Annotated in this window: 21 protein-coding genes and 1 pseudogene; 12 read left to right on the top strand and 10 right to left on the bottom strand. The window is 34.3% G+C overall.

What is annotated here, in order from left to right; all coding sequences use genetic code 11:
* Positions 1 to 7: 7 nt before the first annotated feature.
* The 3 genes from MST30_RS03225 to MST30_RS03215 all read left to right on the top strand — a co-directional run bounded on the left by MST30_RS03225 (position 8) and on the right by MST30_RS03215 (position 4,065).
* On the top strand, positions 8 to 1,564 hold the full coding sequence (locus tag MST30_RS03225; RefSeq protein ID WP_243472974.1) for a peptide MFS transporter: 1,557 nt from the start codon (positions 8 to 10) through the stop codon (positions 1,562 to 1,564).
* Between the two features lie 72 nt (positions 1,565 to 1,636).
* The gene (locus MST30_RS03220) at positions 1,637 to 3,412 is read left to right on the top strand and encodes a peptide MFS transporter (protein WP_243472973.1); all 1,776 of its coding nucleotides are present in this window, start codon (positions 1,637 to 1,639) and stop codon (positions 3,410 to 3,412) included.
* An 83-nt stretch (positions 3,413 to 3,495) separates the two neighbouring features.
* On the top strand, positions 3,496 to 4,065 hold the full coding sequence (locus MST30_RS03215; RefSeq protein ID WP_243472972.1) for a thioredoxin family protein: 570 nt from the start codon (positions 3,496 to 3,498) through the stop codon (positions 4,063 to 4,065).
* Between the two features lie 11 nt (positions 4,066 to 4,076).
* On the opposite strand, the gene MST30_RS03210 is transcribed toward MST30_RS03215, so the two are convergent.
* The 8 genes and pseudogenes from MST30_RS03210 to surE all read right to left on the bottom strand — a co-directional run bounded on the left by MST30_RS03210 (position 4,077) and on the right by surE (position 12,305).
* Entirely contained in the window at positions 4,077 to 6,104 is a 2,028-nt protein-coding gene (locus tag MST30_RS03210) for a ComEC/Rec2 family competence protein (protein ID WP_243472971.1), read from the bottom strand.
* Between the two features lie 45 nt (positions 6,105 to 6,149).
* Positions 6,150 to 7,955: a cytochrome-c peroxidase gene (locus MST30_RS03205; protein ID WP_243472970.1), complete on the bottom strand. Its 1,806-nt coding sequence runs from the start codon at positions 7,953 to 7,955 to the stop codon at positions 6,150 to 6,152.
* A 1-nt stretch (position 7,956) separates the two neighbouring features.
* Positions 7,957 to 8,856 (bottom strand): annotated as a pseudogene (locus MST30_RS03200) (alkaline phosphatase PhoX); the annotation flags it as partial.
* Positions 8,857 to 8,868: 12 nt separating this feature from the next.
* The gene (locus MST30_RS03195) at positions 8,869 to 9,414 is read right to left on the bottom strand and encodes a hypothetical protein (protein WP_243472969.1); all 546 of its coding nucleotides are present in this window, start codon (positions 9,412 to 9,414) and stop codon (positions 8,869 to 8,871) included.
* 141 nt (positions 9,415 to 9,555) lie between these two features.
* A complete protein-coding gene (locus MST30_RS03190) occupies positions 9,556 to 10,068 on the bottom strand; it encodes a C40 family peptidase (protein ID WP_243472968.1) in 513 nt (170 codons plus the stop codon).
* Positions 10,069 to 10,085: 17 nt separating this feature from the next.
* Positions 10,086 to 11,204, bottom strand: coding sequence for a lipid-A-disaccharide synthase (lpxB, locus tag MST30_RS03185; RefSeq protein WP_243472967.1), 1,119 nt, complete (start codon positions 11,202 to 11,204; stop codon positions 10,086 to 10,088).
* Between the two features lie 2 nt (positions 11,205 to 11,206).
* Complete coding sequence (locus MST30_RS03180; RefSeq protein ID WP_243472966.1) at positions 11,207 to 11,491, bottom strand: hypothetical protein; 285 nt, start codon at positions 11,489 to 11,491, stop codon at positions 11,207 to 11,209.
* A 43-nt stretch (positions 11,492 to 11,534) separates the two neighbouring features.
* The gene (surE, locus tag MST30_RS03175; protein WP_243472965.1) at positions 11,535 to 12,305 is read right to left on the bottom strand and encodes a 5'/3'-nucleotidase SurE; all 771 of its coding nucleotides are present in this window, start codon (positions 12,303 to 12,305) and stop codon (positions 11,535 to 11,537) included.
* Positions 12,306 to 12,473: 168 nt separating this feature from the next.
* On the opposite strand from surE, the gene MST30_RS03170 reads away from it, so the two are divergent.
* Together MST30_RS03170 and MST30_RS03165 are read left to right on the top strand one after the other, a co-directional pair.
* Positions 12,474 to 14,672, top strand: coding sequence for a carboxy terminal-processing peptidase (locus tag MST30_RS03170; RefSeq protein WP_243472964.1), 2,199 nt, complete (start codon positions 12,474 to 12,476; stop codon positions 14,670 to 14,672).
* A gap of 54 nt (positions 14,673 to 14,726) precedes the next feature.
* Positions 14,727 to 15,821 carry an ABC transporter permease gene (locus MST30_RS03165; protein ID WP_243472963.1) on the top strand — a complete coding sequence of 365 codons (1,095 nt, stop codon included), beginning with the start codon at positions 14,727 to 14,729 and terminating at the stop codon, positions 15,819 to 15,821.
* Between the two features lie 4 nt (positions 15,822 to 15,825).
* Here the strand turns inward: MST30_RS03165 and yihA are convergent, their stop codons facing one another.
* Both yihA and MST30_RS03155 read right to left on the bottom strand, forming a co-directional pair.
* Positions 15,826 to 16,440, bottom strand: a complete 615-nt coding sequence (gene yihA / locus MST30_RS03160) for a ribosome biogenesis GTP-binding protein YihA/YsxC (RefSeq protein WP_243472962.1) — start codon at positions 16,438 to 16,440, stop codon at positions 15,826 to 15,828.
* A gap of 30 nt (positions 16,441 to 16,470) precedes the next feature.
* Complete coding sequence (locus MST30_RS03155) at positions 16,471 to 17,235, bottom strand: alpha/beta fold hydrolase (RefSeq protein WP_243472961.1); 765 nt, start codon at positions 17,233 to 17,235, stop codon at positions 16,471 to 16,473.
* Between the two features lie 336 nt (positions 17,236 to 17,571).
* Between MST30_RS03155 and mraZ the strand changes: the two genes are divergently transcribed.
* From mraZ to murD, 7 genes are all read left to right on the top strand, one after another.
* Positions 17,572 to 18,042, top strand: a complete 471-nt coding sequence (mraZ, locus tag MST30_RS03150) for a division/cell wall cluster transcriptional repressor MraZ (RefSeq protein ID WP_243472960.1) — start codon at positions 17,572 to 17,574, stop codon at positions 18,040 to 18,042.
* Positions 18,029 to 18,925: a 16S rRNA (cytosine(1402)-N(4))-methyltransferase RsmH gene (rsmH, locus tag MST30_RS03145; protein WP_243472959.1), complete on the top strand. Its 897-nt coding sequence runs from the start codon at positions 18,029 to 18,031 to the stop codon at positions 18,923 to 18,925. Before mraZ ends, rsmH begins: the two co-directional genes overlap by 14 nt.
* On the top strand, positions 18,922 to 19,242 hold the full coding sequence (locus tag MST30_RS03140) for an FtsL-like putative cell division protein (protein ID WP_243472958.1): 321 nt from the start codon (positions 18,922 to 18,924) through the stop codon (positions 19,240 to 19,242). Before rsmH ends, MST30_RS03140 begins: the two co-directional genes overlap by 4 nt.
* 87 nt (positions 19,243 to 19,329) lie before the next feature.
* Positions 19,330 to 21,291 carry a PASTA domain-containing penicillin-binding protein gene (locus MST30_RS03135; RefSeq protein ID WP_243473848.1) on the top strand — a complete coding sequence of 654 codons (1,962 nt, stop codon included), beginning with the start codon at positions 19,330 to 19,332 and terminating at the stop codon, positions 21,289 to 21,291.
* The gene (locus tag MST30_RS03130; protein ID WP_243472957.1) at positions 21,288 to 22,751 is read left to right on the top strand and encodes a UDP-N-acetylmuramoyl-L-alanyl-D-glutamate--2,6-diaminopimelate ligase; all 1,464 of its coding nucleotides are present in this window, start codon (positions 21,288 to 21,290) and stop codon (positions 22,749 to 22,751) included. Before MST30_RS03135 ends, MST30_RS03130 begins: the two co-directional genes overlap by 4 nt.
* A complete protein-coding gene (gene mraY, locus MST30_RS03125) occupies positions 22,752 to 23,993 on the top strand; it encodes a phospho-N-acetylmuramoyl-pentapeptide-transferase (protein WP_243472956.1) in 1,242 nt (413 codons plus the stop codon).
* Positions 23,993 to 25,324 (top strand): UDP-N-acetylmuramoyl-L-alanine--D-glutamate ligase, encoded by a 1,332-nt coding sequence (gene murD, locus MST30_RS03120; RefSeq protein WP_243472955.1) that lies wholly within the window; start codon positions 23,993 to 23,995, stop codon positions 25,322 to 25,324. The genes mraY and murD overlap by 1 nt, the downstream gene beginning before the upstream one ends.
* Positions 25,325 to 25,365: the final 41 nt, after the last annotated feature.

Genomic DNA, 25,365 nt, shown 5'->3' with positions numbered 1-25,365 from the left:
AAATTATATGTCAACAGCAATTAAACAACCACATCAAAAAGAACTATTTGGGCACCCAGTAGGATTATACATTTTATTCTTAACCGAAATGTGGGAAAGGTTTTCCTACTATGGGATGAGAGCATTATTGGTATTATACATGACGACAGCTACAATTGGGGATGATCGAGGTGCAGGTTTAGGATGGACAAGCAAAGAGGCTCTTGCGCTTTATGGTTGGTATACAATGCTTGTTTATGTTATGTCTATTCCCGGAGGTATGATTGCTGATAAGTTAATAGGTCAGAAAAAGGCAGTATTAGTTGGTGCAATAATTCTCTGTTTAGGACATGGAGTTCTTGTACTTACAGATATATGGGCTTTTTATACAGGGCTTGGTTTAGTAATTTTAGGTGTAGGGTTACTAAAACCTAATATATCAACAATGGTTGGTGGTTTATATAAAGAAGGAGATATAAGACGAGACAAGGGGTTTAGTATTTTTTACATCGGAATAAACTTAGGTTCACTATTAGCTACCTTAATAGTTGGTCTTGTTGTTGCTGAATGGGGTTGGCATGCTGGTTTTGGTCTTGCTGGAATAGTGATGGTTTTAGGACTGATTAACTACATCTATGGTCAAAAATATCTGAAAGAAGTAGGTGATTATATACCACCATCACAGGATGATCCAGAAGAAATATCTTATAGTAAACTCTACTCAAAACTTTTTAAATCTTCTACCCAATTAGTAATTGCTATGATTTTAGTTGGTTTATCTGCTGTAGGATGGTACTTTTTAGGCTGGGGTTATGGTTTGTTATTCTTATTCTTAACTGGAATTACAGCATTACTAATGATGATTTACAAAGAACTTGACTCAAAAACTTATAAAGATAGATTTCTTGTATTGTTGCTTTCGTTTATAATGGTGATTATTTTTTGGGGAGCATTTGAGCAAGCTGGAGGATTAATGAATTTATACACAGAAACGAATACAGATAGAATGTTGTTTGGTTGGGAAGTTCCAACCGTTATGTTTCAAAGTTTAAATGCAGGTTTTATAATTATATTTGCTACTATAGTAGCAGGCTACTGGGCAAAAAGAAAATTAAAAGGTAAAGAAGCATCTTCTTTATTTAAAATGGCTTTAGGTATTATAATAATGGGATTCGGTTTTTTATTCATGGTTTTTGCGGCTATGGAATTTGAAAAATCTGGTTCTTCAAGTATGTTATGGTTAGTTTTAGCATACTTATTTCATACAATTGGAGAGTTATGTATTTCTCCAGTAGCCCTTTCTTTTATAACAAAGTTAGCTCCGGTTAAGTATGCGTCATTAATGATGGGTGTTTACTTTGCTGCTACAGGTTTAGGTAATAAAGTTGCTGGAATAGTAGGTGAGTCTGCTACTGATTATGGTGAAAAGACTATCTTTATGGGTATCTTGATATTTACAGTTATCATAGGAGGTCTGTTTATTTCAATTTTGAAACCTCTAAAACGCTTAACTCATGGGGTTGAAGATCAAGAAAGAGATTTAAAGCATGAAGAAACTGAAGGCTTTGAATTAGCAGATAATTAAGAAAATATACTAAATAAACCTTAGGAGTTTATCTTCTAAGGTTTTCTCTACTAACTAAATACTTTAAGATTTATGAGTAATTCATCCGAAAATTTTTTCGAAACTAAAGTGATGGGACATCCAGCTGGTCTGTTTGTACTGTTCTTTACAGAAATGTGGGAGCGTTTTTCGTATTATGGAATGCGTGCAATATTGGTTATTTTTTTAACAGGTGCTTTGGTTGGTGACAATCCAGGTTGGGGCTGGGATAAGCCTGCAGCATTATCGCTTTTAGGTACTTATGCCATGTTTGTGTATTTAACTCCTATTGTTGGTGGTTGGTTAGCTGATAACAAGATTGGTTATCGTATGGCTGTTGTTATTGGTGCCTTGCTAATGACACTTGGTCATGCCTCTATGGCGATAGAAACACCAACATTTCTTTACATAGGTATTTCATTATTAATATTAGGAAATGGTTTCTTTAAACCGAACATGACATCAATTATTTCCAAAATGTACGAAGGCCATGATGAGAAAAAAGATGGTGCTTATAACATTTTTTATATGGGAGTAAATGCAGGAGCATTTTTGGGGATTATGCTCTGTGGTTGGCTAGGTGAAAATGTAGGATGGAGTTATGGGTTTGGATTAGCAGGAATTTTTATGTTTTTAGGGATGATTCAGTTCTATTATGCACAACCATTATTTGGGGATGTAGGTGCTAAGCCTCAAAATGAAAAGAAAGGTATCATTGATACTTTGTCTGAAGATGTTGAAACTTCAAAAGAAAAAATTAGTGGTAAATTAAATCACTTTATAACTGTAGATTATTTGTTAATTGGGGTTTTTATTATTTCGGCGCTTATCTTTATCGTTAACGATCCTCTAAGTAAAATAGGAGATATCAATACGCTTAATTTTACTGTGGCTGGGATGACAGATTCGTTATTCTTTGCATTGTTAGCAGCAATTCTCTTTATTGTCATTCTTGTTGTTAGGATTCCTCGTTACGAAAGAGTTGTTAGAGACAGAATGATTGCTTTTACAATCTTCTGTATTTTTACAATTTTCTTCTGGGCTGCTTTTGAACAAGCGGCAGGTTCCTTGCCTATTTATACTAGAGATTTTACGGATAGAGTATTAGAGGGGAATGCAGCTTCATTATTTAAGATTATTGATGCAATTGTTACAATAGTACCCATAGGAATTATAACCTATGTGTTGTTGAGTCTTTTTAGAAAAACATTTAGTAGAATAGGTTTTTCAAATATTGTGCTGGCAATAAGTTTTGTCATTATTTGGGCTTTAGTAATTTATAAGCTATACATCAACTTTAGTGCAGAAGCAAAAGAAGTTGAGATTACATGGTTTGCTATTTTAAATTCATTATTCATTATTGTTTTTGCTCCTTTATTTACAAAGTGGTGGGATAGTAAATACAATCCGCCAGCATCCGTGAAATATGGTTTAGGCCTAATTATAATGGCTGTTGGATTTGGTTTGTTAGCTTTTGCTACAAGAAACGTACCTTTAGGTGCTGAAACTGCCAAATTAAGTATGGTTTGGTTAGTTCTTGCCTATTTGTTTCATACACTTGGTGAGTTATGTTTATCACCGATGGGACTATCTTATTTAAGTAAATTAGTGCCTGCTAGAATGGTAGCCTTTATGTTTGGGGTTTATTATCTGGCTATTGCTATTGGTAATAAAATGGCACATTATGTAGGAGGTGATATTGAAAAGATTACAAAAGAGGATGGTCTATCTTACTTCTTTTTAATATTCACAGTAGTGCCAATAGGATTAGGTTTAGTGTCATTCGCATTACATCCATTATTAAAGAAATTAATGCACGGAGTACGTTAACATTACCGTTAAAAATAATAGAAAATGCTCCGCTTTAGGGGCATTTTTTGTAAGTTCGGTATAAGATTTGCAACAAATTAGTTATGAAAAAAATAAAACTACTTATAACCTTTGTAGCTTTTGGAACACTAGTGTCGTTTCAAAATGCTAGTGAAACTTCTGAAAAAGAGATAAATTGGATGACTTTAGAAGAAGCTATTAAGCTTCAGGAAAAAGAGCCTAAAAAGATCATAATGGATGTATACACCAATTGGTGTGGTCCATGTAAAATGCTTGATAAATATACCTTTCATAACGAGGATGTTGTAGATTATGTTAACGAACATTTTTATGCAGTAAAATTTAATGGTGAAGGGAATGATTCTGTGACTTACAAAGACAAAACGTACACCAATCCAAGATATGATGCTACCAAAGCAAATAGACGTAATAGTGCGCATGAGTTAACACGTTTTCTTAATGTAAGAGCATATCCAACAATGGTATTTTTTGATGAAAATGGAGATTACATAGCGCCAATTTCCGGATACTTAAAACCACGTCAAATAGAGTTGTACTTAAAGATGTTTAAAACAGATAAGCATAAAGAAATGACCACGCAAGAGAAGTTTAATGAGTATTATAAAAACTTTGAGCCTACTTTTAAGGAATAGGTTTGTAAGAATTATTCAACAATAAAAGCTCCCTTTTCATTGGTGTAATGGAAAGGGATTTTTTTATGTCTACAAGTGGCTTGCCAACGTTTTATGTAAGACTTATAATTACTGGCATCTGCAATAATGTGTTGTGGTTTTAAGCTATCAATAACTCTATTAAGATTCACTTTTGGAGAGTTACGAAGTAAAACAAAATGGGGTTGAAAAGACACGTTTTTATAAATACCCAAACTGTCTATAACTAATAATGTTTTGTTTTTAAATTGATATATGTCTTGCAGGTTTGATAAGGCTACATCGTCAATAAATTCCCCAACTTTATAATTCTTAATAACGTTGTCATTTCGAAGTTTTGAATCATCCAAATTATGATGAACCTCAAGTTTGTCATTCTCTTTATGTCCTATCATAGAAAAGCGACTTTTGTTAAAGACAATAAAGGCTTCATCTTGATTTTGAAACTTGTTATAAATGTAAGTGCCTTGCAGGCAAATGATACCAATAAGACATATTGCTGCCCATTTAAAAGTTTTAAATTTATAAATCTGAACCGTGCTAACAATTATAATATATGTACACAATACCTGAATTATAGTAAAAGGTATGTCTCTAAACAAAAAGGCTTCAAATTGAGCGACCCAAGCAACAAACTTGTTTAATAATTGAATTATAAAACTATAAATTTGAACTATAGGTTTAGGAATATACCCAATTAAAGTCATCACAATTACCAAAAGACCTAAGCCAAGAATTGCTTCTAAAAACGGAATAACTACAAGGTTAGATATAAAAAACAATCCCGGAAACTGATGAAAATAGAACAAACTAATTGGTAATACACCTATTTGAGCGGCAATTGTAACAGTTAAAATTTGCCAAGGCATATCAAAAATCCAATATTTGGGTTGCCAGAGTTTATATAAAATAGGCTGAATACTCACGATTCCTAAAACGGCTAAATAACTCATCTGAAAACCTACTTCAAATAAAAATGTTGGCTTAATAATTAAAATAAAGAATGCTGAAATAGCTAAGGTGTTGTAAATATTTGTTGGCCGTTTTAGATGCATGGCTATGCTTATAATACTAAACATAGTAGCTGCTCTTGTAACCGAAGGTGATAAGCCTGCAACTATTGCAAATAACCAAAGTAGTGTAACAATAATTAGAGGTCTTATGATTCGTCCATGCTTTAGAAGAAGTAATGGTTTAAAAATAAAATTGAGAATTAGTAATATAATCCCAACATGCAAGCCCGATACTGCTAGAATATGAATAGTGCCAGAGTTTACATAGTTGTTATAAATACTTTTATCTATAGTTTGTCTTTGTCCTAAGAGCAGTGCGTTGATGATGCTTAACACATCATCCTCAAAACCAGATTTAATAAGCCCACTATTGATTGTTGATCTCAGTTGGTCAGCATAACCATAAATAGTTGTAGATTGGTTTGAAAGTATTAAGAATTGATTGTGTTGAAGATAAATTTGACTGTAAACTTGTCGTAGTTCTAAATATTTGCTGTAATCAAATTGATGTGGATTTAAAGGTTTTTGAATATCTTTTAAATCTGATTTGGTATAGATAATAGCATCAACAGGTAAAGTGCCAGATATTGAATCTCTTTTAATATTGATAAGTAGTTGTCCTGAAGCTTCACTCTTATTGGCTGAGATCAATGAGACAATATATTTATCGTTATACAGATCTGGTTTTAGACGCTCTTTGATTTTGAATTTTAAAATAGGATATTCCTCAAATTTTAAATTTGTGTAATGTTGTGGCTGTAGTTTTTCGTTTTGGATGTTATAAGCGTTAATTCCAAGACTTACCATGCAACAGTAGGCAAGTATAGCAAAATAGGGTGAACGATTGGCTTTTTGTTTTAGACCTAAATAGTAGATAAAAAGTAAAGCCATTAACCCTAAGGATAGGTAAATGGCTATACTAAAATTTGGTTTAAAATAATGAGCAATACAAATGCCTAGAGTTAGACAAATTGTAAGTTTTATTATGGTAAAATTTAGTAACTTCATGATTATTAGTTACTAATATAATAAAATTTGTAGTCTGTTTCTTATTTATGATTTAGGTTGTTTGTCTTCTAAGCTATTCATAAAAGCAATAATATCTTTTATTTCCTTTGGTTGTAAGTTTAATGAATCTGGCGGCAAGGTTTGGTATTCAAACTCCAAACCAAGACCTACTCCACCACCGTTATTGTAAAAATCCATTAGTGTTTCTAAATCGTTATACGCACCATTATGCATATACGGCGCAGTTTTAGAAATGTTTCTAACCGTTGGTGTTTTAAAAAAGTGCTTACGCTGTTCGGTTTTAAAAACATCGTGCCTCCCTAAATCTGTGTCCGCAACAGCAGGTAAATTGGTTGACTTTGGTACTCCTAGTAATTCAAACTCAGTTTCTGTAAAATTTGGTGGAACAGTACCATTAAATACAGGTGCAAAATGACAAGTAGCACATTTGGCCTTTCCCATAAAAAGATTAAATCCGTTAATCTCAGATTCAGTTATGGTTTGCTCTAAGTTATTGATGTTATTGTCAAATTTTGAATTGAATTTATTTAGACTTCTAACATAAACAGCAATAGCATTTCTAATGTTAGCGTCATTAACACCATTAGAGTATAATCGGTTAAATGCTTTGAAATATGTGCTATCGGTTTTTATAACTTCGTGTAAGTTAGATAAGTCGCTATGAAATTCGTTAACATTATTAACCACATCAACTATTTGCCCTTCTAGATTACCTGTTCTGCCATCATAGAAAAAGCTTTGTTGCAATGCAGCATAGCTTAGCGTTGGTGTGTTGCGTTTTTGCTTTGGGAAAATCTTTAAACCATCTGTAAAAGCTAATTCTTGTTTGTGGCAAGTCGCACAGCTCATCGTTTTGTTAGTTGATAGCTTTTTATCATTAAAAAGTGCCTTTCCTAGTTGCTGTTTTTTTTGTTTTAAAGAATCTACTTCTACGTAGTCTGCAAAAAAATCAATATTGAAAGTGTCATTAGAAAATAATGAAGACATGTTGTTGTTGAAGGCTAATTCAAAAGGAAAATCCACATTCCAATCTTTCACAGTTTTATTAAGCAGTTCTAATTGTTGATGGGTGTGATTTTTAATGAAGGTATATCTGTCAAATTCATAAAAGTCTCCTTTGAGCATTTTGGTTGAGGCCTTAATTTCAGAATTCCATTGTTCTAATAGGTTTTTGTTAGAAAAATTTTCAGCATATAAGGTTAAAGTATTGGCAATGGTCAAATAACCTAACTGAGCTTCGGTTAAAGAAGCTTCTAATACAGGAGAATCAAAACCTGTGATACCTGTAAGGGCTATTCTAGCAATTTGATCTCTAATAAGCCAAATAATGTGGTAATCTTTGAGTTTTATATGTGTGTTTTGTTCTATAAGTTTTAATCTGTTTTTGGTTTTTTCTGTAATTATTGCAACAGATTTGAGGTCTATGGGGTCTTCATGTAAAGTTTCTTCTATAACCTGAAAACCGAATGGTTTTCTGATTTTTATATCTGTCGCATCTTCTTCTTCAATTTTTAAGATGTTAGGGGCATTTAAAGACATGTAATTGTTTTTGTCTATAAATGCTAGAATTGGTTCTATGCTCTTAAAATGATTTCTGGCGTCTTTATAGCTAGAAAGTGCAGTTTCAAAATTTGTTGCGTTCTCAAGTGTTTCAAGAGCAACAATGCACTTGTTTAACTTGTTTTTGAAGTCGTCTTCTAAAAGAGCTAGAGGAGTAGCCTTTTCATTTTTAATTGTTGCAGTATAATCTTTGTCGTTTTTGCAACTATAGTTTAAAGCAAAAAGGCATACCAATAAAATGTATGCCTTTTTTAATATGTTTATATTCATCTTATCTGTCTAATCCTTGTAGTACGTATAACATACTTCCTTCTTTTGAACTGTCTGCTGCTGGGTTGGCATTAGGGTCTGTAAAAGCAGAACCATCAGCAGGCTCCCAACCATGATTTTGTGTGATAAGAATAAAAGATTCATCTACACCAATCACATCTGAAATATCTATCATACCTGTAATCTCCCATATTCCTGAAGTTGTTCCATAACCTTGCGCTGCAGCTACATCTTGGTCACATTCTAAAACAACTTTTAACGCACCAGTGTTAAGATTGTATTGGTATAAACGTGCGTAGTGGGTTTTGTCAGCATTATCAAAATATCCATTAGGATCTTCTTGAATGTATGCATAGTTTTCTGTTACTAAGATGTTATCAGGACTGTGGAAAGCCTTGGCAATACCGTTTGGTAAATCACCATCTAAAACACAGGTAATTGTACCAGCAGCAGTTGGGTCGTTTTCATTTAAAACAACTTTATAAACGCGACCATAAGTAGTTCCTTTGCCAACTAAGTCTGGCTTTTGTCTTCCTGTTACACAGAAGTAGATTTCTCTGTTGTTTGAAGCAGAACCTCTTCTCCAATCGATGTCTTCTAATCTAGAGAAGCCCATTACTCCTTTAGTTTTAGCTTCCGCATCTAATAAATCGATGTTTGTTTCGTTTAAAGCAACAAAATCAATTGGGTAAGATTGACCTTCTTGCATATCCATTTCAAAGTTAATACCAGCTTGTGTAACTCTTAATCCGTATAGCTGACCACCGTTTAAGTCAGCAAAATCACCAACATACATACCTAACTGTCCAGAAGGTACTGTATTGTCTGAGTGATCATCTCCAATAAAAGCAACGGTTTTGTTTGGATAAGCATCTTTACCGATAACAACAGCATTTTCTGTAGACCATTGTCCTCAAGCTGGTAGCATTAATGCAGAAGATGCAGAGTTTGGAGATTTGAAAGGGTCTGTTGCAAATACACCTTTAGAAGCTCCTCCCCATTCACCACCAGAAAGGTATAGAGGTCCAAAGCCGTGCTCTTCCATAGTGATTAAAGAACCTGAGCATTGTGCAGTAGAAGCAGTAGCTGCAGCATTTAAAATGTATTCACCAGCAACGGGTTTAAAAGTTTCGTCTAATGTAATTCTAGCAATTGAATAATCTGCTTCAATGTTGTTTATAAGCGTGTAAGTGTTGTCTGAATTTTTTAATAAACCAGCACCATCTGCCATAGAGCCGTAAACAAAGTTTGGTGTGTCTTCTAATTGGTCTTCTGAAGATAAAAAATTGTAAATGTTTACGTCAGAGAATTCAGGTTCTAATTTAAGTAAAACAGGTGTTTGAGAGTGAGACGAAAGCTCAACTGAATTTTGTGGTTGACTGTTGTTGTCATCATCGCTTTTGCATGATACTATGCAACAAAAAGTAAATAATAATGTAATGTGTTTTAATGTTTTCATGGTAGTTATGTTAATTAATTGAAGCAAAACTACTCGGACAGTATTAACACATTTTGAATGCATTATTAAGAAAAAGTATTTCTATCGTAAACTTTGTTATTTAATTATTAATAAATAGAATGATAATAAATAAGGTATATGTTAAAGTATGCGCCTTGCCTGAACAAAGGCAAAATACCAGTATTTTTCTGCTAAAGAAGAAATCATAACACCTCTGCTTGTAGAGGCATGTATAAACTCTACATTACCTGTGCGTACATTGGTTACAATACCTACATGATTAACTTTTCTGCTATTCTTTTTAGTGGCAAAGAATACTAAGTCACCCACATTTACCTCTTTAAGGTCTATCCAATCTCCATGAGATGATAAGCTGCCAGTAGTTCTTGGAACAGAGATGTCATTATCTTTAAATGTGGTGTAGACTAATCCAGAACAATCCATGCCACGTTTTGTAGTGCCACCATACTTGTAACGTGTACCGTTAAATTTTTTGGCATATCTAGCGATAGCTTCTCCTTCTTGTGTAGGTTTAATGGTTGGGTTTACTTTTACAGTATGGGTTTGTCGCTTCTTTGAAGAAGAATATGTTTTCTTAGCTTTACAACTAGTTGTTAATGTTATAACACAAAAAAGTAATAAAATTTTTTTCATAAGATTTTTTATACTGTCTACTGTCTACTGCTTACAGATTCAACAATAAGTTTAGCGGCCTTTTCACTTGCTCCTTTACCGCCTAGCTTCTTTTCAAGTTCAAAATAGTCTAAAAATAATTGGTCTCTTTTATCCGAATTTAAAATAGTGTTAAGTTCCTGCTTTAAACGCTTTTTGTTGAGGTCGCCTTGTATTAATTCGGTAACCACTTCGCGGTCCATTATAAGGTTGACCAACGAGATAAACTTTAAGGTTATAATTCGTTTTGCAATATGATACGATATGGCATTCGCTTTATAACATACAACTTGCGGAACTTTATATAATGCGGTTTCTAAGGTCGCAGTGCCAGAAGTTACCAAAGCAGCATAAGAAATACTCAGTAGATCATAGGTTTTATTAGAAATAAAACTAACGTTGTTCTTTTTAATAAAGGTCTTGTAAAACTCGAAATCCTGACTCGGAGCACCTGCGATTACAAATTGATAATCTTTAAAATCATCAACCAGACTAAGCATTACACCAAGCATTTTGGTAATCTCTTGTTTTCTACTGCCTGGCAATAATGCAATAATGGGCTGATTACTCAGTTGATGTGTTTTTCTAAATTCAGTTTCATCAACTTGTGGTCGGTCTGCAATGGCATCAATTAATGGATGACCAACAAAATGAACATCATAGCCATAGGTTTTGTAAAAGTCTTTTTCAAAAGGAAGGATGCAATACATGGCATCAACATCGCGCTTTATTTTTTCAACACGACTTGCTCTCGAAGCCCAAACCTGAGGAGAAATATAATAGTGAGTTCTAAAGTTTTGTTCTTTTGCCCATTTGGCAATTCTTAAGTTAAAACCAGAGTTGTCTATAAATATGATAACATCTGGTTGAAACTGTGCAATATCTTTTTTGCAGAATTTTATATGACCAGAAATTTTTCTAAGATTCATAATCACCTCCGCAAAACCCATAAACTGACGCTCCTTGTAGTGCATTACCAATTCACCACCTACAGCTTGCATTAAATCTCCACCCCAAAAACGAATATCAGCTTTATCATCTTCTTTTAACAAAGCTTTCATGAGGTTAGATCCGTGTAAATCGCCAGAGGCTTCGCCTGCAATTATGTAATACTTCATTATTAATTAAAAAATTTAATAATCATCGTTATTATAAAAACTAACATAGTGGCTATGAGAACACCTTGAGCTCTATTGTCTTTTTTCTTCCTTAGAAAGAAAAAGAAAATTGCCAGATTAGGTAAAGCTCCAAGACTTATCATTTTGGTTAAAATACTGCGTTGTGCACTTTGTTTTAAAACCAGCAGCCAATTATCTCCATTCCCAAAAATTAATGTAGTTATCAGAAGTCCTATGAATGTAGCAATAATACCAACTAAAAATCCAATAATTATATCTTTATTCATGTTTGTATTTTTAGTTGATGTTAGTGTCACTCTATTCAGATAATTAATTCAACTTCCAAGTGTTCAACGATTGAATGGTGTGATGAGCCGTTAAATCAAACTGAACAGGAACTATTGAGACATAACCATGTTCTAAAGCCCATTCGTCAGTGTCTTCGCCATTGTCCATATTTACAAATTTACCGGCTAACCAATAATATTCTCTACCCATAGGGTTTACGCGTTTGTCAAATTCTTCAACCCAATTGGCACGTGCTTGTCTACAAACTTTAATGCCTTTTATGTCTTTTTTGTTAAGGTTGGGTAAGTTAACATTCAATACCACACCATCTGGTAAACCATGTTCTAAAACCTGTCTGGTAATGGTTTCAATAAAGGTTTTACAATGTTCAAAATTGGCATTCCAGTTATAGTCTAAAAGCGAAAAACCAATAGCAGGAATCCCTTCTATGCCAGCCTCTAAAGCAGCGCTCATTGTTCCAGAATAAATCACGTTGATAGAAGAGTTAGAGCCGTGGTTAATGCCAGAGACACAAATATCGGGTTTGCGATCCAAAATCTCTCTAACGGCTAATTTTACACAGTCGGCAGGTGTGCCAGAGCAACTGTATTCGGGTTGTTTGCCATCAATAGTTATCTTTTCTATGTAAAGTGTTGAGTTTACAGTAATAGCGTGTCCCATTGCGCTTTGAGGGCTATCAGGTGCAACAACTACGACATCTCCAATTGTGCTCATTATACTGATTAGCGTACGTATTCCAGGTGCAGTTATGCCATCATCATTAGTTACTAAAATTAAAGGACGCTTTGCCATATCGTAATTGAGATTTTAAGTAGGGTAAAAATACTAAAAACCTTAAGAAGTAGAAGTATTTGTACCTTTAACAAAAAATTAGTGCCGTGATTTTTTATGGCACGGTTTTTTCTTCTATTTTAGTGAAAATAATCATTACCTACTTGTGTAATTAGAAAAATTAGAAAGATGAGAGGGAATTATAAGTTTTTATTGTTAGCATTCTTAATTGCTTTTGCTTCATGTAGCTTTACTAGTAAGAAGTTTGACGATAATCCAGATAAAGATAAATTACTTATTCAATTAATTACTTATGTTTTAGATAACGGACATTTTAATCCTCAGGATTTAAATGATAGCTTTTCTGAAAATGTTTTTGAAGATTATTTAAATCAGTTAGATCCGTTCAAACGTTATTTTTATGAATCGGACATAAAGGAATTTGAAGCCTTTAAAACGCAATTAGATGATCAGATTAAAGATTACGATGTGGCGTTTTTCAATTTAACTCACGAGCGTTTATTAAAACGAATTGAAGAATCTAAAGCTATTTATGCTGAAATATTAGAAAAACCTTTCGATTTCACAAAAGATGAAAGCTATACTGCTGACTACGAAAAGTTAGATTATGTAAAGAATAAGCGTGAAATGAAAGAGCGTTGGAGACAACAACTTAAGTTTTCAACTATTGCTAATTATGACGATTTGGTAGGTGAAAGAAATTTTTCTGTCGGTAGTATTCAGGATACACCTGAATTGGATGATTTAGAAAATAGATCTGAGGTTTCTGATAAAAAAAATAAAAGTGAGATAAGAAATAAATCTGATAAAGAATTGGAAGAGGAGGCCAGAGAAGCGACTAAGCGTTCTCTAGATGAGCTTTACGATTTTATTGATGATAGACAACGTAAAGACTGGTTTGCGGTATACATTAATGCCATAGTTGAGGAATTTGACCCACACACATTCTATTTTGCACCAGAAGATAAAGACCGTTTTGATGTAGCTATGTCTGGTAATTTTGAAGGTATTGGAGCGAGATTGCAAAAGAAAATGGACGCTATCATGGTGAACGAAATTATCAGTGGAGGTCCTGCATGGAGAGCAAATGAATTAGAGGTTGGTGATCAGATTTTAAAAGTGCGCCAGTCAAATGAAGAAAAGCCTGTAAATATTGTTGGGATGCGTTTAGATGATGCCATTAAACTGATAAAAGGTCCAAAAGGAACAACAGTGGTTTTGACTTTAAAGAAAGTTGATGGCACAATAGAAGATATTTCAATCACCAGAGATATCGTTGAGTTAGAAGAAACCTATGCAAAATCATCAACTGTAATAAAAGATGATAAAAAGTTTGGTGTGATTAATCTTCCGAAGTTTTATGTAGATTTTGAAAATTATAACAAGCGAAATGCGGCTTCAGATATCAAACAAGAAATCATAAGATTAAAGCAAGAAGGTGTTGAAGGCCTGGTCTTAGATTTAAGAAATAATGGTGGTGGTTCTTTGCAAACCGTTGTGGATATAGCAGGTTTGTTTATAGAAGAAGGTCCTGTGGTGCAAGTAAAAGAGACAGGTCAACCAAAAGAGGTGTTGAAAGACAGAGACAAGTCTATTGTTTGGGATGGTCCTTTAGTAATACTGGTAAATGAATTATCGGCTTCGGCTTCTGAGATTTTAGCAGCTGCAATGCAAGATTACAAACGTGCCATTGTTATTGGTAGTAAGCAGACTTACGGAAAAGGAACGGTTCAGAATGTGTTGGATTTAAACCGCTTGGTTCGTAATAATTCTAATGGAGATTTAGGAGCCTTAAAGTTTACGACTCAGAAGTTTTATCGAGTAAATGGTGGTTCTACCCAGCTAGAAGGTGTTAAAAGTGATGTAGTAGTACCAGACAGATATAGCTATATTGACATAGGTGAAAAGGATCAGGAAAATCCATTGCCATGGGATAAGATTGATGCTGTAGATTATGATGTTTGGGCTAATTATTTTGATTATGATACTACTATAGAAAAAAGTAAAGCACGTATGGCGGCCAATGAGCAGCTAAAGTTAATTGATGCTAATGCTAGATGGGTGAAGAAAATAAGAGATCGAGAGATTTACTCTTTAAATTACGAAGATTACAAAAAAGATATGGAGCTCAATGAAGAAGAGGCAAAACGATTTGAAAAATTATCAGAGTATAAAACCAATTTAACGTTTAGTTCATTACCATATGAAGTTGAATTGATGGATGAAGATTCTATACTTAAAGAAAAGCGTGATCGTTGGCATCAAAGTTTAGCTAAAGATGTTTATATAGAGGAGGCATTAAATGTATTACATGATTTAAAAATGACTTACGCTATAAAAAACAAAGTAGCAGAAGTAAAGAATTAAATCTTTATCCATAGGATTGTCCCCTTGACGGGACTTTAGGGGTGTTTTTAGAAAATGAAAAATCAACGCAACTCATTAACAAGTTTAGCGCTTCAAAAGTTTAAAAAGAACTTTTGGGGCGTTTTCAGTTTAGGGATAATTGCTTGCATAGGTTTGGTCTCAGTTTTTGCCTATGTATTTGCTCCAGATGCTTCTAAGAATGCTAACCAGATGCATTTGTCTATTCACTCAAAACCTCCTGGATTTCAGGCTCAGATATTAACGCTTCCATCGAGTATTAAATCCGAACAGAGTTTCTTGTCTAAACTTTTTTTTGGAGCTCAGAATACAGATACGGAAATTCCTGTTCAGTCTTATGAGGTAAAAGATAATATGCTGACTTATGTTGAATATGCTTCAGATGGTCTCCAAGGCATAGAAAAGCAAATAAATTTAGATCGTTTTCAGAATTCAGATTATAAATCTTACATCGAAAACCGAAGTTTCATTTTTGGTACGGATAAATATGGAAGAGACTATCTAAGCCGTATTTTAATTGGGTCGCGTATTTCGTTTTTTATTGGTTTTATTGCGGTTTTTATTTCTTTGGTAGTTGGGCTTTTAATGGGAAGTCTAGCGGGTTACTATGGTGGTAAGGTAGATGCAATAATCATGTGGATTATTAATGTAACATGGTCTATACCAACACTGCTATTGGTTATAGCAATTACCTTGGCTTTAGGAAAGGGCTTTTGGCAGGTGTTTATAGCTGTAGGATTAACAATGTGGGTAGAAGTGGCAAGAGTGGTGCGAGGACAAATTATAAGTGCTAAAGAGATGCAATATGTTACTGCTGCCAGGGCTTTAGGCTATACAGATTACAGAATTATAACAAAACATATTTTACCTAATATTTTTGGGCCTTTAATTGTGATTTCAGCAGCTAATTTTGCAGCTGCAATACTTATTGAAAGTGGACTTAGTTTTTTAGGAATAGGAGCACAACCACCAATGGCAAGTTGGGGAGCAATGATCAAAGACCACTACAATTATATAATTCTAGGTAAACCATATTTAGCATTAATTCCGGGAATTTGCATTATGCTTTTGGTGATGGCATTTATGTTGGTTGGTAATGCTCTGCGTGATGCTTTAGATGTGAAGGCTTAGAAACTTATTCGTTTTTCAAAGCTTCAATTTCTTCGTTTGTCGCTTCAATGAAGTCTAAAACATCATCTTGACCTATTTTTTTAGAAGACGAAGTAATAAAATAAGGAGGTACTTCTTCCCAGGTTTTTAGCAATTCTTTGCAATAGTCTTCAACATGATTGTCTATAGCGTTAGGTTTAAGCTTATCTGCTTTGGTGAAAATAATTCCGAACGGAATACCATTTTCGCCCAAATATTGCATAAACTCTAAATCTATAGTTTGAGGTTTGTGTCTAATATCAACCAAAACAAAAGCAGAAACCAATTGTTGTCTTTGCTCAAAATAATTGGTGATAAATTTCTGAAACTTCTTTTTTGAAGTTTTTGAAACTCTGGCATAACCATAGCCAGGTAAGTCCACTAAATACCAATTGTCATTAATAATAAAATGATTAATAAGCTGTGTTTTTCCTGGTCGTCCCGACGTTTTTGCTAAGCTCTTTCTGTCGGTAAGCATGTTGATTAAAGATGACTTGCCAACATTACTTCTTCCTATAAATGCATATTCAGGAATACGATTCTTAGGGCATTTTGCCACATCAGAATTGCTCATTACAAATTCAGCTGATTTTATCTTCATGATAATTTCTGTGAGAGTAGAAGCCTCTTTTTATAGACCTCTTGATTCTAACCAATCATTCAATATTTTATTGAATTCTTCAGGATGTTCCATCATAGCTGCGTGTCCACACTTATCAATCCAAAATAAATCAGAATCTGGTAAAAGCTCGTGAAATTCTTCTGCAACTTCAGGTGGAGTTACGGTATCATTTTTTCCCCAAATAATACAAGTTGGTGTTTGCATTTTTGGAAGGTCTTTAGCCATATTGTGTCTTATAGCACTTTTGGCAATGGCTAAGGTTTTTATTAGCTTATTTCTATCATTTACGGTTTCGTAAACTTCATCCACAATTTCTTTTGTTGCTACGGCAGGATCGTAAAAAACGTCTTGGGCTTTTTTCTTTATGACCTCATAGTCGCTACGTTTTGTATAACCACTACCCATAGCACTTTCGTATAGGCCAGAACTACCTGTAATAACAAGTGCTTTTATTTTTTTGGGATATAATTTAGTATGGTATAGTCCAATGTGTCCACCTAATGAATTTCCTAGTAGGATAACATTGTCAAGACCTTTAAATTCTATGAAGTCTTTTAGGTAATTGGCAAAACTTTTAACATTGGTTTTTAACAGAGACATAGTGTATATTGGGAGTTCTGGAATAATAATTTTGTAGCCATTATTGCCAAAAAAACGGGTCACAGCATCAAAATTACTCAATCCTCCCATTAAACCGTGAAGCACTATAATTGGTGTGCCTTCACCTACTTCAATATATCTATAATCCTTTTCTTTTTTTAAAAGGTGTGTCATCTATAACATTAGTGCTTAGTGTTAAAAACAAAAGTACATGATTTTTTTTATTTATAAATCACTTAAACAGAAATGAAAAAAAATATACATACACTAATCAAGTGATTCTTGAATTGAATCTAAATTTTGGTACCTCTAAAACAAAATTTGTGTTTCTAATCTGTTGATAAACACCACTTCAAAAATTTCTTCTGGTGTATTGATTTTATTGGGCTTTTTGATTTTAAAAAATATCAAAATTCAAAACTTATCAACAAAAGTGGGAGTCTGTGGTAAATTGTGGTAAATTTTTCAATATATTTGATTCTTAAACGTTAAAGTGGAAAATCAAGGGTATTGAATTCATTTATTGGAACATACGAGTGTAAGGCAGATGCAAAAGGGAGGCTAATGGTCCCTGCTGCGCTAAAAAAGCAATTGTCTGCTGCTTTACAGGATGGTTTTGTGCTTAAGCGTGCGGTGTTTCAGCCGTGTTTGGAGTTGTATCCTATGTCTGAATGGAATGCGTTGATGACTAAGGTGAATAAACTCAATCGTTTTAAGAAAAAGAACAACGACTTTATAAGACGCTTTACAGCAGGTGTAAAGGTGGTGGAGGTTGATAGTGCAGGTCGTTTGTTGATCCCAAAAGATTTAATCGGTTTTTCAGGGATTTCAAAAGAAGTGGTGTTGGCTTCTGCTGTAAATATCATTGAGATTTGGGATAAGAATAAATACGAGCAAGCTATTGATGATGCAGCATCAGATTTTGCGGATTTAGCTGAGGAAGTAATGGGACAAGATGATGATGACCATGGAGTATCATAATGCAGTTTTACTCAAAGAAACAGTTGATGGTTTAGATATAAAACCAGATGGCGTTTATGTGGATGTCACATTTGGTGGTGGTGGCCACAGTCGAGAAATCTTGTCTAGGTTAGGTGATGAAGGAAAATTGTATGCCTTCGATCAGGATAAAGATGCTTTAGCTAATAAAATTGATGATGGTCGTTTTGTGCTTATCAATGAAAATTTTAGATACATCAAACGGTTTTTGAGGTTTTATGGTGTAAAGGAGGTTGATGGCGTGTTGGCGGATTTTGGAGTGTCGTCTCATCAGTTTGATGTTGCTGAACGTGGTTTTTCAACACGATTTGAAGCGAAGCTTGATATGCGAATGAATCAGGACAGCAAATTATCTGCATATGAGGTCATCAATGAATACGAGGAAGAACAACTAAGAGATGTTCTTTTACAATATGGTGAGTTAAGACAAGCGCCAGCTATGGCAAGAGTTATAGTTTCAGAGCGTAAAGTTGAGCCGATTGAAACAAGTGAGCAGTTAAAGTTGGTGTTGAAGAAGTTTCTTAACCATAGAAAAGAGAATAAGGTTTTAGCCCAAATCTATCAAGCTATTAGAATAGAGGTCAATCAAGAAATCCAAGTGTTGAAAGAATTGCTTTTGCAAATGCCAGAGATTCTAAAAAAAGGTGGAAGGTTAAGTTTTATTTCCTATCACTCATTAGAAGATAGATTGGTAAAACGCTTTATAAGAAGTGGAATGTTTGAGGGAGAGCCTGAGCGCGATGTCTTTGGGAATTTTGAAGTGCCATTAAAAAAAGTAGGTGGTTTAATTGTGTCATCAGAATCAGAAATAAAAATGAACAATAGAGCGCGAAGTGCAAAACTTCGAATTGCTGAAAAAATATGAAGAAAAGTATCTACAGCATATTAAGAGGTAAGTTTCTAATCAGTGATGATTCGTTTAAAAATTGGCGCATCATCATTTTTATTTCATTTCTAGCCATCATAATGATTGCCAGTTCTCATAGTGCTGATAAAAAGGTGTATGAAATTGCGAAGCTCAATAACGAGGTAAAAGAATTAAGATCTGCATTTGTTGATGGTCGTTCAAAACTAATGCGATTAAAAATGGAATCGACCATCATAAATAAAGTGGCAGATAAAGGAATTCATATTTCTGAGATTCCACCAACAAAAATTAAGGTACTTAGTTCGGAAGAGTAGAGTTAATAAAAATAAACAAGGTAATAATAAACTTTGGCAACAACAGAAACTAACATATTAAACAGATTATACTTTGTGGCAGGCATCATGTTTGTGTTTGCGCTTGCTGTGGTATTTAAGCTGGTTAGTATTCAGTTTATCCAAGGTGAAGAATACCGTCAGTTAGCAGAAAAAAGAACGGTTAAGGATTTTGATATAGAGCCTAATCGAGGTAATGTGTACTCTGCAGACGGAAGTTTATTAGCGACATCTATACCTAAATACGATATAAGGCTTGATGCGGTGCAAGCGCAGCAAGCGGTGTTCGATGAGCATATTGGTGCTTTAGCAGATTCACTTTCTGTGTATAAAGGAAAATCGGCTTCTTACTATAAAGACATTATTAGAAAAGCACGAAGAAACAAAAACAGATATTTTTTACTTGCTAGAAATATTAGCTACTCAGATTATATCAGGTTGAGAAACTTCCCTTTACTCAATAAAGGTGCTATTGGTGGTGGATTAATTGTGGAGCAAACAACGCGTCGAGAGCATCCAATGGGTGAAATTGCGGCAAGATCTATAGGTTATGAGCGTGTTGATGAAAACCAATATGCGACAAGGGTTGGGATTGATGGAGCTTTTGGTGAAAAATATTTACGTGGAGTAAAAGGAAAACGTTTAAAACAAAAGATAGGTAACGGACAGTGGAAACCAATTGCAGATTTTGATCAGGTAGAACCACAAGATGGTTACGATGTGTATACGACTATAGATGTTAATATTCAAGATATAGCACATCATTCGCTTTTAGGTCAACTTGAAAAGTATGAGGCAGAGCATGGTTGTGTTGTGGTGATGGAAGTGAAAACGGGTGAGATTAGAGCAATTTCTAATTTGGCAAGAACTTCTAAAGGAACCTATTACGAGAAGCTGAACTATGCGGTGGGAGAAAGCCATGAGCCAGGTTCTACCTTTAAGACTATGGCAATGATTGCTGCGTTAGAGGATAAGGTAATTGACACCTCTACAATTGTTGATACTAAAAGCGGGACGAAATATTTTTACGGAAGAACTATTAGCGATTCGCATCGTGGTGGTTATGGTAAGATTTCGGCTGCAAAAGCCTTGGAGGTATCTTCAAACATTGGTTTGGCAACAATAGTTGATGATCACTATTCGAAGAATCCAGAAAAGTTTTTAGATCGTCTAAGTAAATGGAAATTAGATCAACCACTTGGTGTGTCAATTATAGGAGAAGGGAAACCAGATATTCCAAGACCTGGTGCGTCTAATTGGAGTAGAAATGCATTGCCATCCATGGCTTACGGTTATAACTTAACAATGACTCCGTTGCAAACGCTTGCGTTTTATAATGCTATTGCAAATAATGGAGAAATGATAAAGCCACGATTCATCCGTTCGGTAAAGTCATTCGATAAACATGTTGAAGTATTCAAAAAGCAAGTTTTGGTAGATAAGATTTGTTCAGATAAAACCTTGGCAGAGATTAAAGATATTTTAAAAAACATTGTTATTCGTGGCACGGGAAAAAACATGTACTCAGAAACTTTTTCTATGGCAGGTAAAACAGGTACAGCGCGTACAGACTATGCTAATTACGAAGAATGGAGAAAGGATAAAAAGTATATTTCTTCTTTTGCAGGATATTTTCCGGCGGATAACCCAAAATACTCATGCATTGTCGTGATTCATAAGCCAAGTACAAAAGTGGGTTATTATGGTGCAGATGTTTCTGGTCCTGTTTTCAAACGCATTGCTCAAAAAATATATACAGATACACCATTAATTGACGATGTAAAGACACTAGATTTTAATGATAAGCTAGTTAATGAGGATTATGAGAATTACTTCGATAATGTAAACAAGTACAAAGCATTGATGCCAAGTGTTGTTGGGATGCCAGCAATGGATGCTATTGCCTTATTGGAAAATCTTCAGGTTAATGTTAAGGTGAAATTAAGAGGTAGTGGTACTGTGAAATCCCAATCTGTAGATAAGCATCAGAAATTAAAACCTAATCAAACAATTGTTCTAGAGGCATCATGAAGATTTTAAAAGACATATTGTATAAGGTTACTATAAATGCTGTTGTGGGTAGTACAAGTACTACTGTAAACAAAATAGAATTTGATTCTCGCAAGGTTGAAACTGATGATGTGTTTATTGCAATTAGAGGAACACTAGCAGATGGTCATAACTATATAGAAAAAGCAATAAAAGATGGTGCGACCTCTATTGTTTGTGAGGTGTTACCAGAGACGTTGCAAGACGGAATTACGTATGTTGAAGTTGAAAATTCTAATCAAGCTTTGGCTTTTATGGCTGCCAACTATTTTAAGCATCCTTCTGAAAACTTAAAACTAGTAGGTGTTACGGGTACTAACGGTAAAACAACAGTAACGAGTTTGTTGTATCAGTTGTTTAAAAAAGCAGGTTATAAGGTGGGATTGTTGTCAACCGTAAAAATTATGGTAGATAATACCGAATATAAAGCAACCCATACAACACCAGATTCATTAGCCATCAATAAGTATCTAAAACTTATGAATGATGAAGGTGTAGAATTCTGTTTTATGGAAGCGAGTTCACATGGTATTCATCAAAGCAGAACAGAAGGTTTAAAGTTTGCTGGTGGAATTTTCACCAACCTATCACACGATCATTTAGATTACCACGAGTCATTTGCGGAATACAGAGATGTAAAAAAGGCATTTTTCGATCACTTACCAAAAGATGCATTTGCATTGTCTAACATGGATGATAAAAATGGTTTGGTGATGTTACAAAATACTGAGGCTAAGAAATACACTTATGCCTTAAAGAATTATGCCGATTACAGAGCACAGATTTTAGAAAACGAATTTAGCGGTTTATTGCTGAAAGTGAATGATAGTGAGCTTTGGACAAAACTCATCGGAAGTTTTAATGCGTACAATATCCTTGCTATTTACGGTGCAGCAGAATTATTGGGTTTAGAAAAAGATGAAATTTTAAGATTGATAAGCGAATTAGATAATGTATCTGGTCGTTTTCAGTATTTCATTTCAGAAGAAAAGATAACAGCAATTGTTGATTATGCCCACACGCCAGATGCTCTAAAAAATGTACTTGAAACTATAAATAGTATTCGTACTAAAAATGAAGAGTTAATTACAGTTGTAGGTTGTGGTGGTGATAGAGACAAAACTAAGCGACCAAAGATGGCGCATATTGCTTCAGCATTAAGCACTAAAGTGATTTTTACAAGCGATAACCCACGAAGCGAAGTTCCGGAAGCGATTATTGAGGATATGGAAAAAGGAGTAGAACCTCAAAATTTCAAAAAAACATTATCAATAACAGATAGAAAACAAGCCATAAAAACAGCATGTCAAATGGCAGAAGCTAAAGACATCATCTTAATTGCAGGTAAAGGGCACGAAACCTATCAGGAAATAAAAGGCGAGCGCTTCGATTTTGATGACTATAAAACAGTACAAGAATTTTTAAAACAATTACAAAAGTAGATGCTATATTATTTATTTGAATATTTAGAAAAACAATTCCAATTTCCAGGAGCATCACTGTTTGGGTTCTTAACCTTTAGAGCTGCAATGGCAGTTATTTTATCCTTGTTAATTTCTACTATTTATGGTAAGCGTATTATAGAGTTTTTGCGCAAGAAACAAGTAGGAGAAACCATTCGAGATTTAGGTTTAGAAGGTCAGGTAGAAAAGGCTGGTACACCTACTATGGGTGGACTTATAATTATACTGGCCACGTTACTTCCTGTACTGTTGATAGCAAAATTGGAAAACATCTACATAATCTTATTGGTTATCACCACTTTGTGGATGGGAACCATTGGGTTTATAGATGATTATATCAAAAAATTCAAAAATGATAAGGAGGGCTTAAAAGGGAAGTTTAAAGTTTTGGGTCAGGTAGGCTTAGGGCTTATTGTTGGTTTAACCTTGTATTTTCATGACGATGTAACCATAAAAGAAGAGCTACCGCTTCAGCAACAGCAAGAATTGTTGGCTGAAAATCCAAATATACCAGAAGCGCAATTATTTGATGTTGCTAAAAAATCTACCAAAACAACAATTCCGTTTGTAAAGAATAATGAGTTCGATTATTCAGATTTAATTACCTGGATAAGTCCGGATTTGGAAAGCTATGCTTGGATCATTTTTGTTTTAGTGAGTATCATCATTGTAACTGCAGTTTCTAATGGTGCAAATCTTACAGATGGTATAGATGGTTTAGCGGCAGGAACTTCGGCAATCGTTGTATTGACCTTAGGAATTTTTGCTTGGGTGTCTGGTAATATTATTTTCTCTAAATATCTAGATATAATGTATATCCCTCAGGTAGAGGAGATAACAATTTATATAGCTGCATTCGTGGGAGCGCTCGTTGGGTTTTTGTGGTATAACGCGTATCCAGCGCAAGTGTTTATGGGAGATACAGGGAGCTTAACCATTGGAGGAATCATTGCGGTAATAGCAATAGCGGTAAGAAAAGAATGGCTAATACCAGTACTCTGCGGAATTTTCTTAGCAGAGAATCTATCAGTAATGATGCAGGTGAGTTATTTCAAATACACCAAGAAAAAATATGGTGAAGGCAGGCGGATTTTCAAGATGTCTCCATTGCACCATCATTATCAAAAATCAGGATATCACGAAAGTAAAATAGTCACGCGTTTTTGGATTGTAGGAATCCTATTAGCCATAATATCTATAGTGACATTGAAGATCAGGTAATGAAAAGATTAGTGATTCTTGGAGGTGGAGAAAGTGGTGTGGGTACAGCACTTTTGGCGAAGGCAAAAGGATATGACGTGTTTGTGTCCGACAAAGGGAAAATTAAAGAAAAATATAGAGACGTTCTTTTAAATAATGAGATTGAATTTGAAGATGAACAGCATACAGAATCTAAAATTCTGAATGCAGACATCGTCATGAAAAGTCCTGGTATACCAGATAAAGTGGCTTTGGTAAAACAGATTCGAGGCGCTGGTATTAAGGTGGTGTCCGAGATTGAATTTGCTTCAAACTATACAAATGCAACATTGGTTGCGATAACTGGTAGTAATGGCAAAACAACAACAGCAACTTTAACACATCATTTGTTAAAACAAGAGCTAGATGTAGGTTTAGCAGGAAATATTGGTGACAGTTTTGCAAAGCAAATTTTGGAAAAAGACCATGACAACTATGTGTTGGAAGTAAGTAGTTTTCAGTTGGATGATATCCTTGATTTTAAACCAAAAATTGCAGTATTAACCAATATAACACCAGATCATTTAGATCGCTACGATTATAAGTTTGAAAACTATATCGCTTCAAAATTTAGAATTGTAGAAAACCAAACCGAAGATGATTATTTCATTTACGATGCAGATGACGAGGTTATAACAGACTGGTTACAAAGTCATCAAATTCAATCTAAAAAGTTGCCTTTTTCATTGACGAGAGAAATTGAAGAAGGGGCTTATTACAAAGACAAAAACATAATAATAACAATAGATAACAACAAGATAATTATGCCAACAGAAAACATAGCATTAGAGGGTAAACATAACGTTAAAAACGCTATGGCTGCTTCTACAGTAGCACATTTGCTTAAAATAAGAAAACAAACTATAAGAGAGAGTTTAGAAAACTTTCAAGGGGTTGAACATCGTTTGGAGCAAGTGCTTAAGATTAATAAGGTGCAGTATATCAATGATTCTAAAGCGACCAATGTTAATGCAACTTACTTTGCCTTAGAGAGTATGGATGCGCCAACGGTTTGGATTGTTGGTGGTGTTGATAAAGGCAATGATTATAAAGAATTGTTTCAATTCGTAAATGAAAAAGTAAAAGCGATTATTTGTCTTGGTGTAGATAACAAAAAGCTAATCGAAGCTTTTGGAAACATGGTCGATGTTATTGTAGAAACGCAATACATGAGCGAGGCTGTTAAGATTGCATACAAAGTAGCTGAAGCTGGCGATAATGTGTTATTGTCTCCAGCATGTGCTAGTTTCGATTTGTTTGAAAACTATGAAGACCGTGGACGTCAATTTAAAGATGCGGTAAGAAACTTATAAAAATTTAAAACGTTGAATTAGGGACTCAACGATAAAAAGGT

The sequence above is a fragment of the Winogradskyella sp. MH6 genome (assembly GCF_022810765.1).
Lineage (GTDB): Bacteria > Bacteroidota > Bacteroidia > Flavobacteriales > Flavobacteriaceae > Winogradskyella.
The sequence above is the reverse complement of the archived record's forward strand: the minus strand, read 5'-3'. Positions and strand labels throughout refer to the sequence as shown.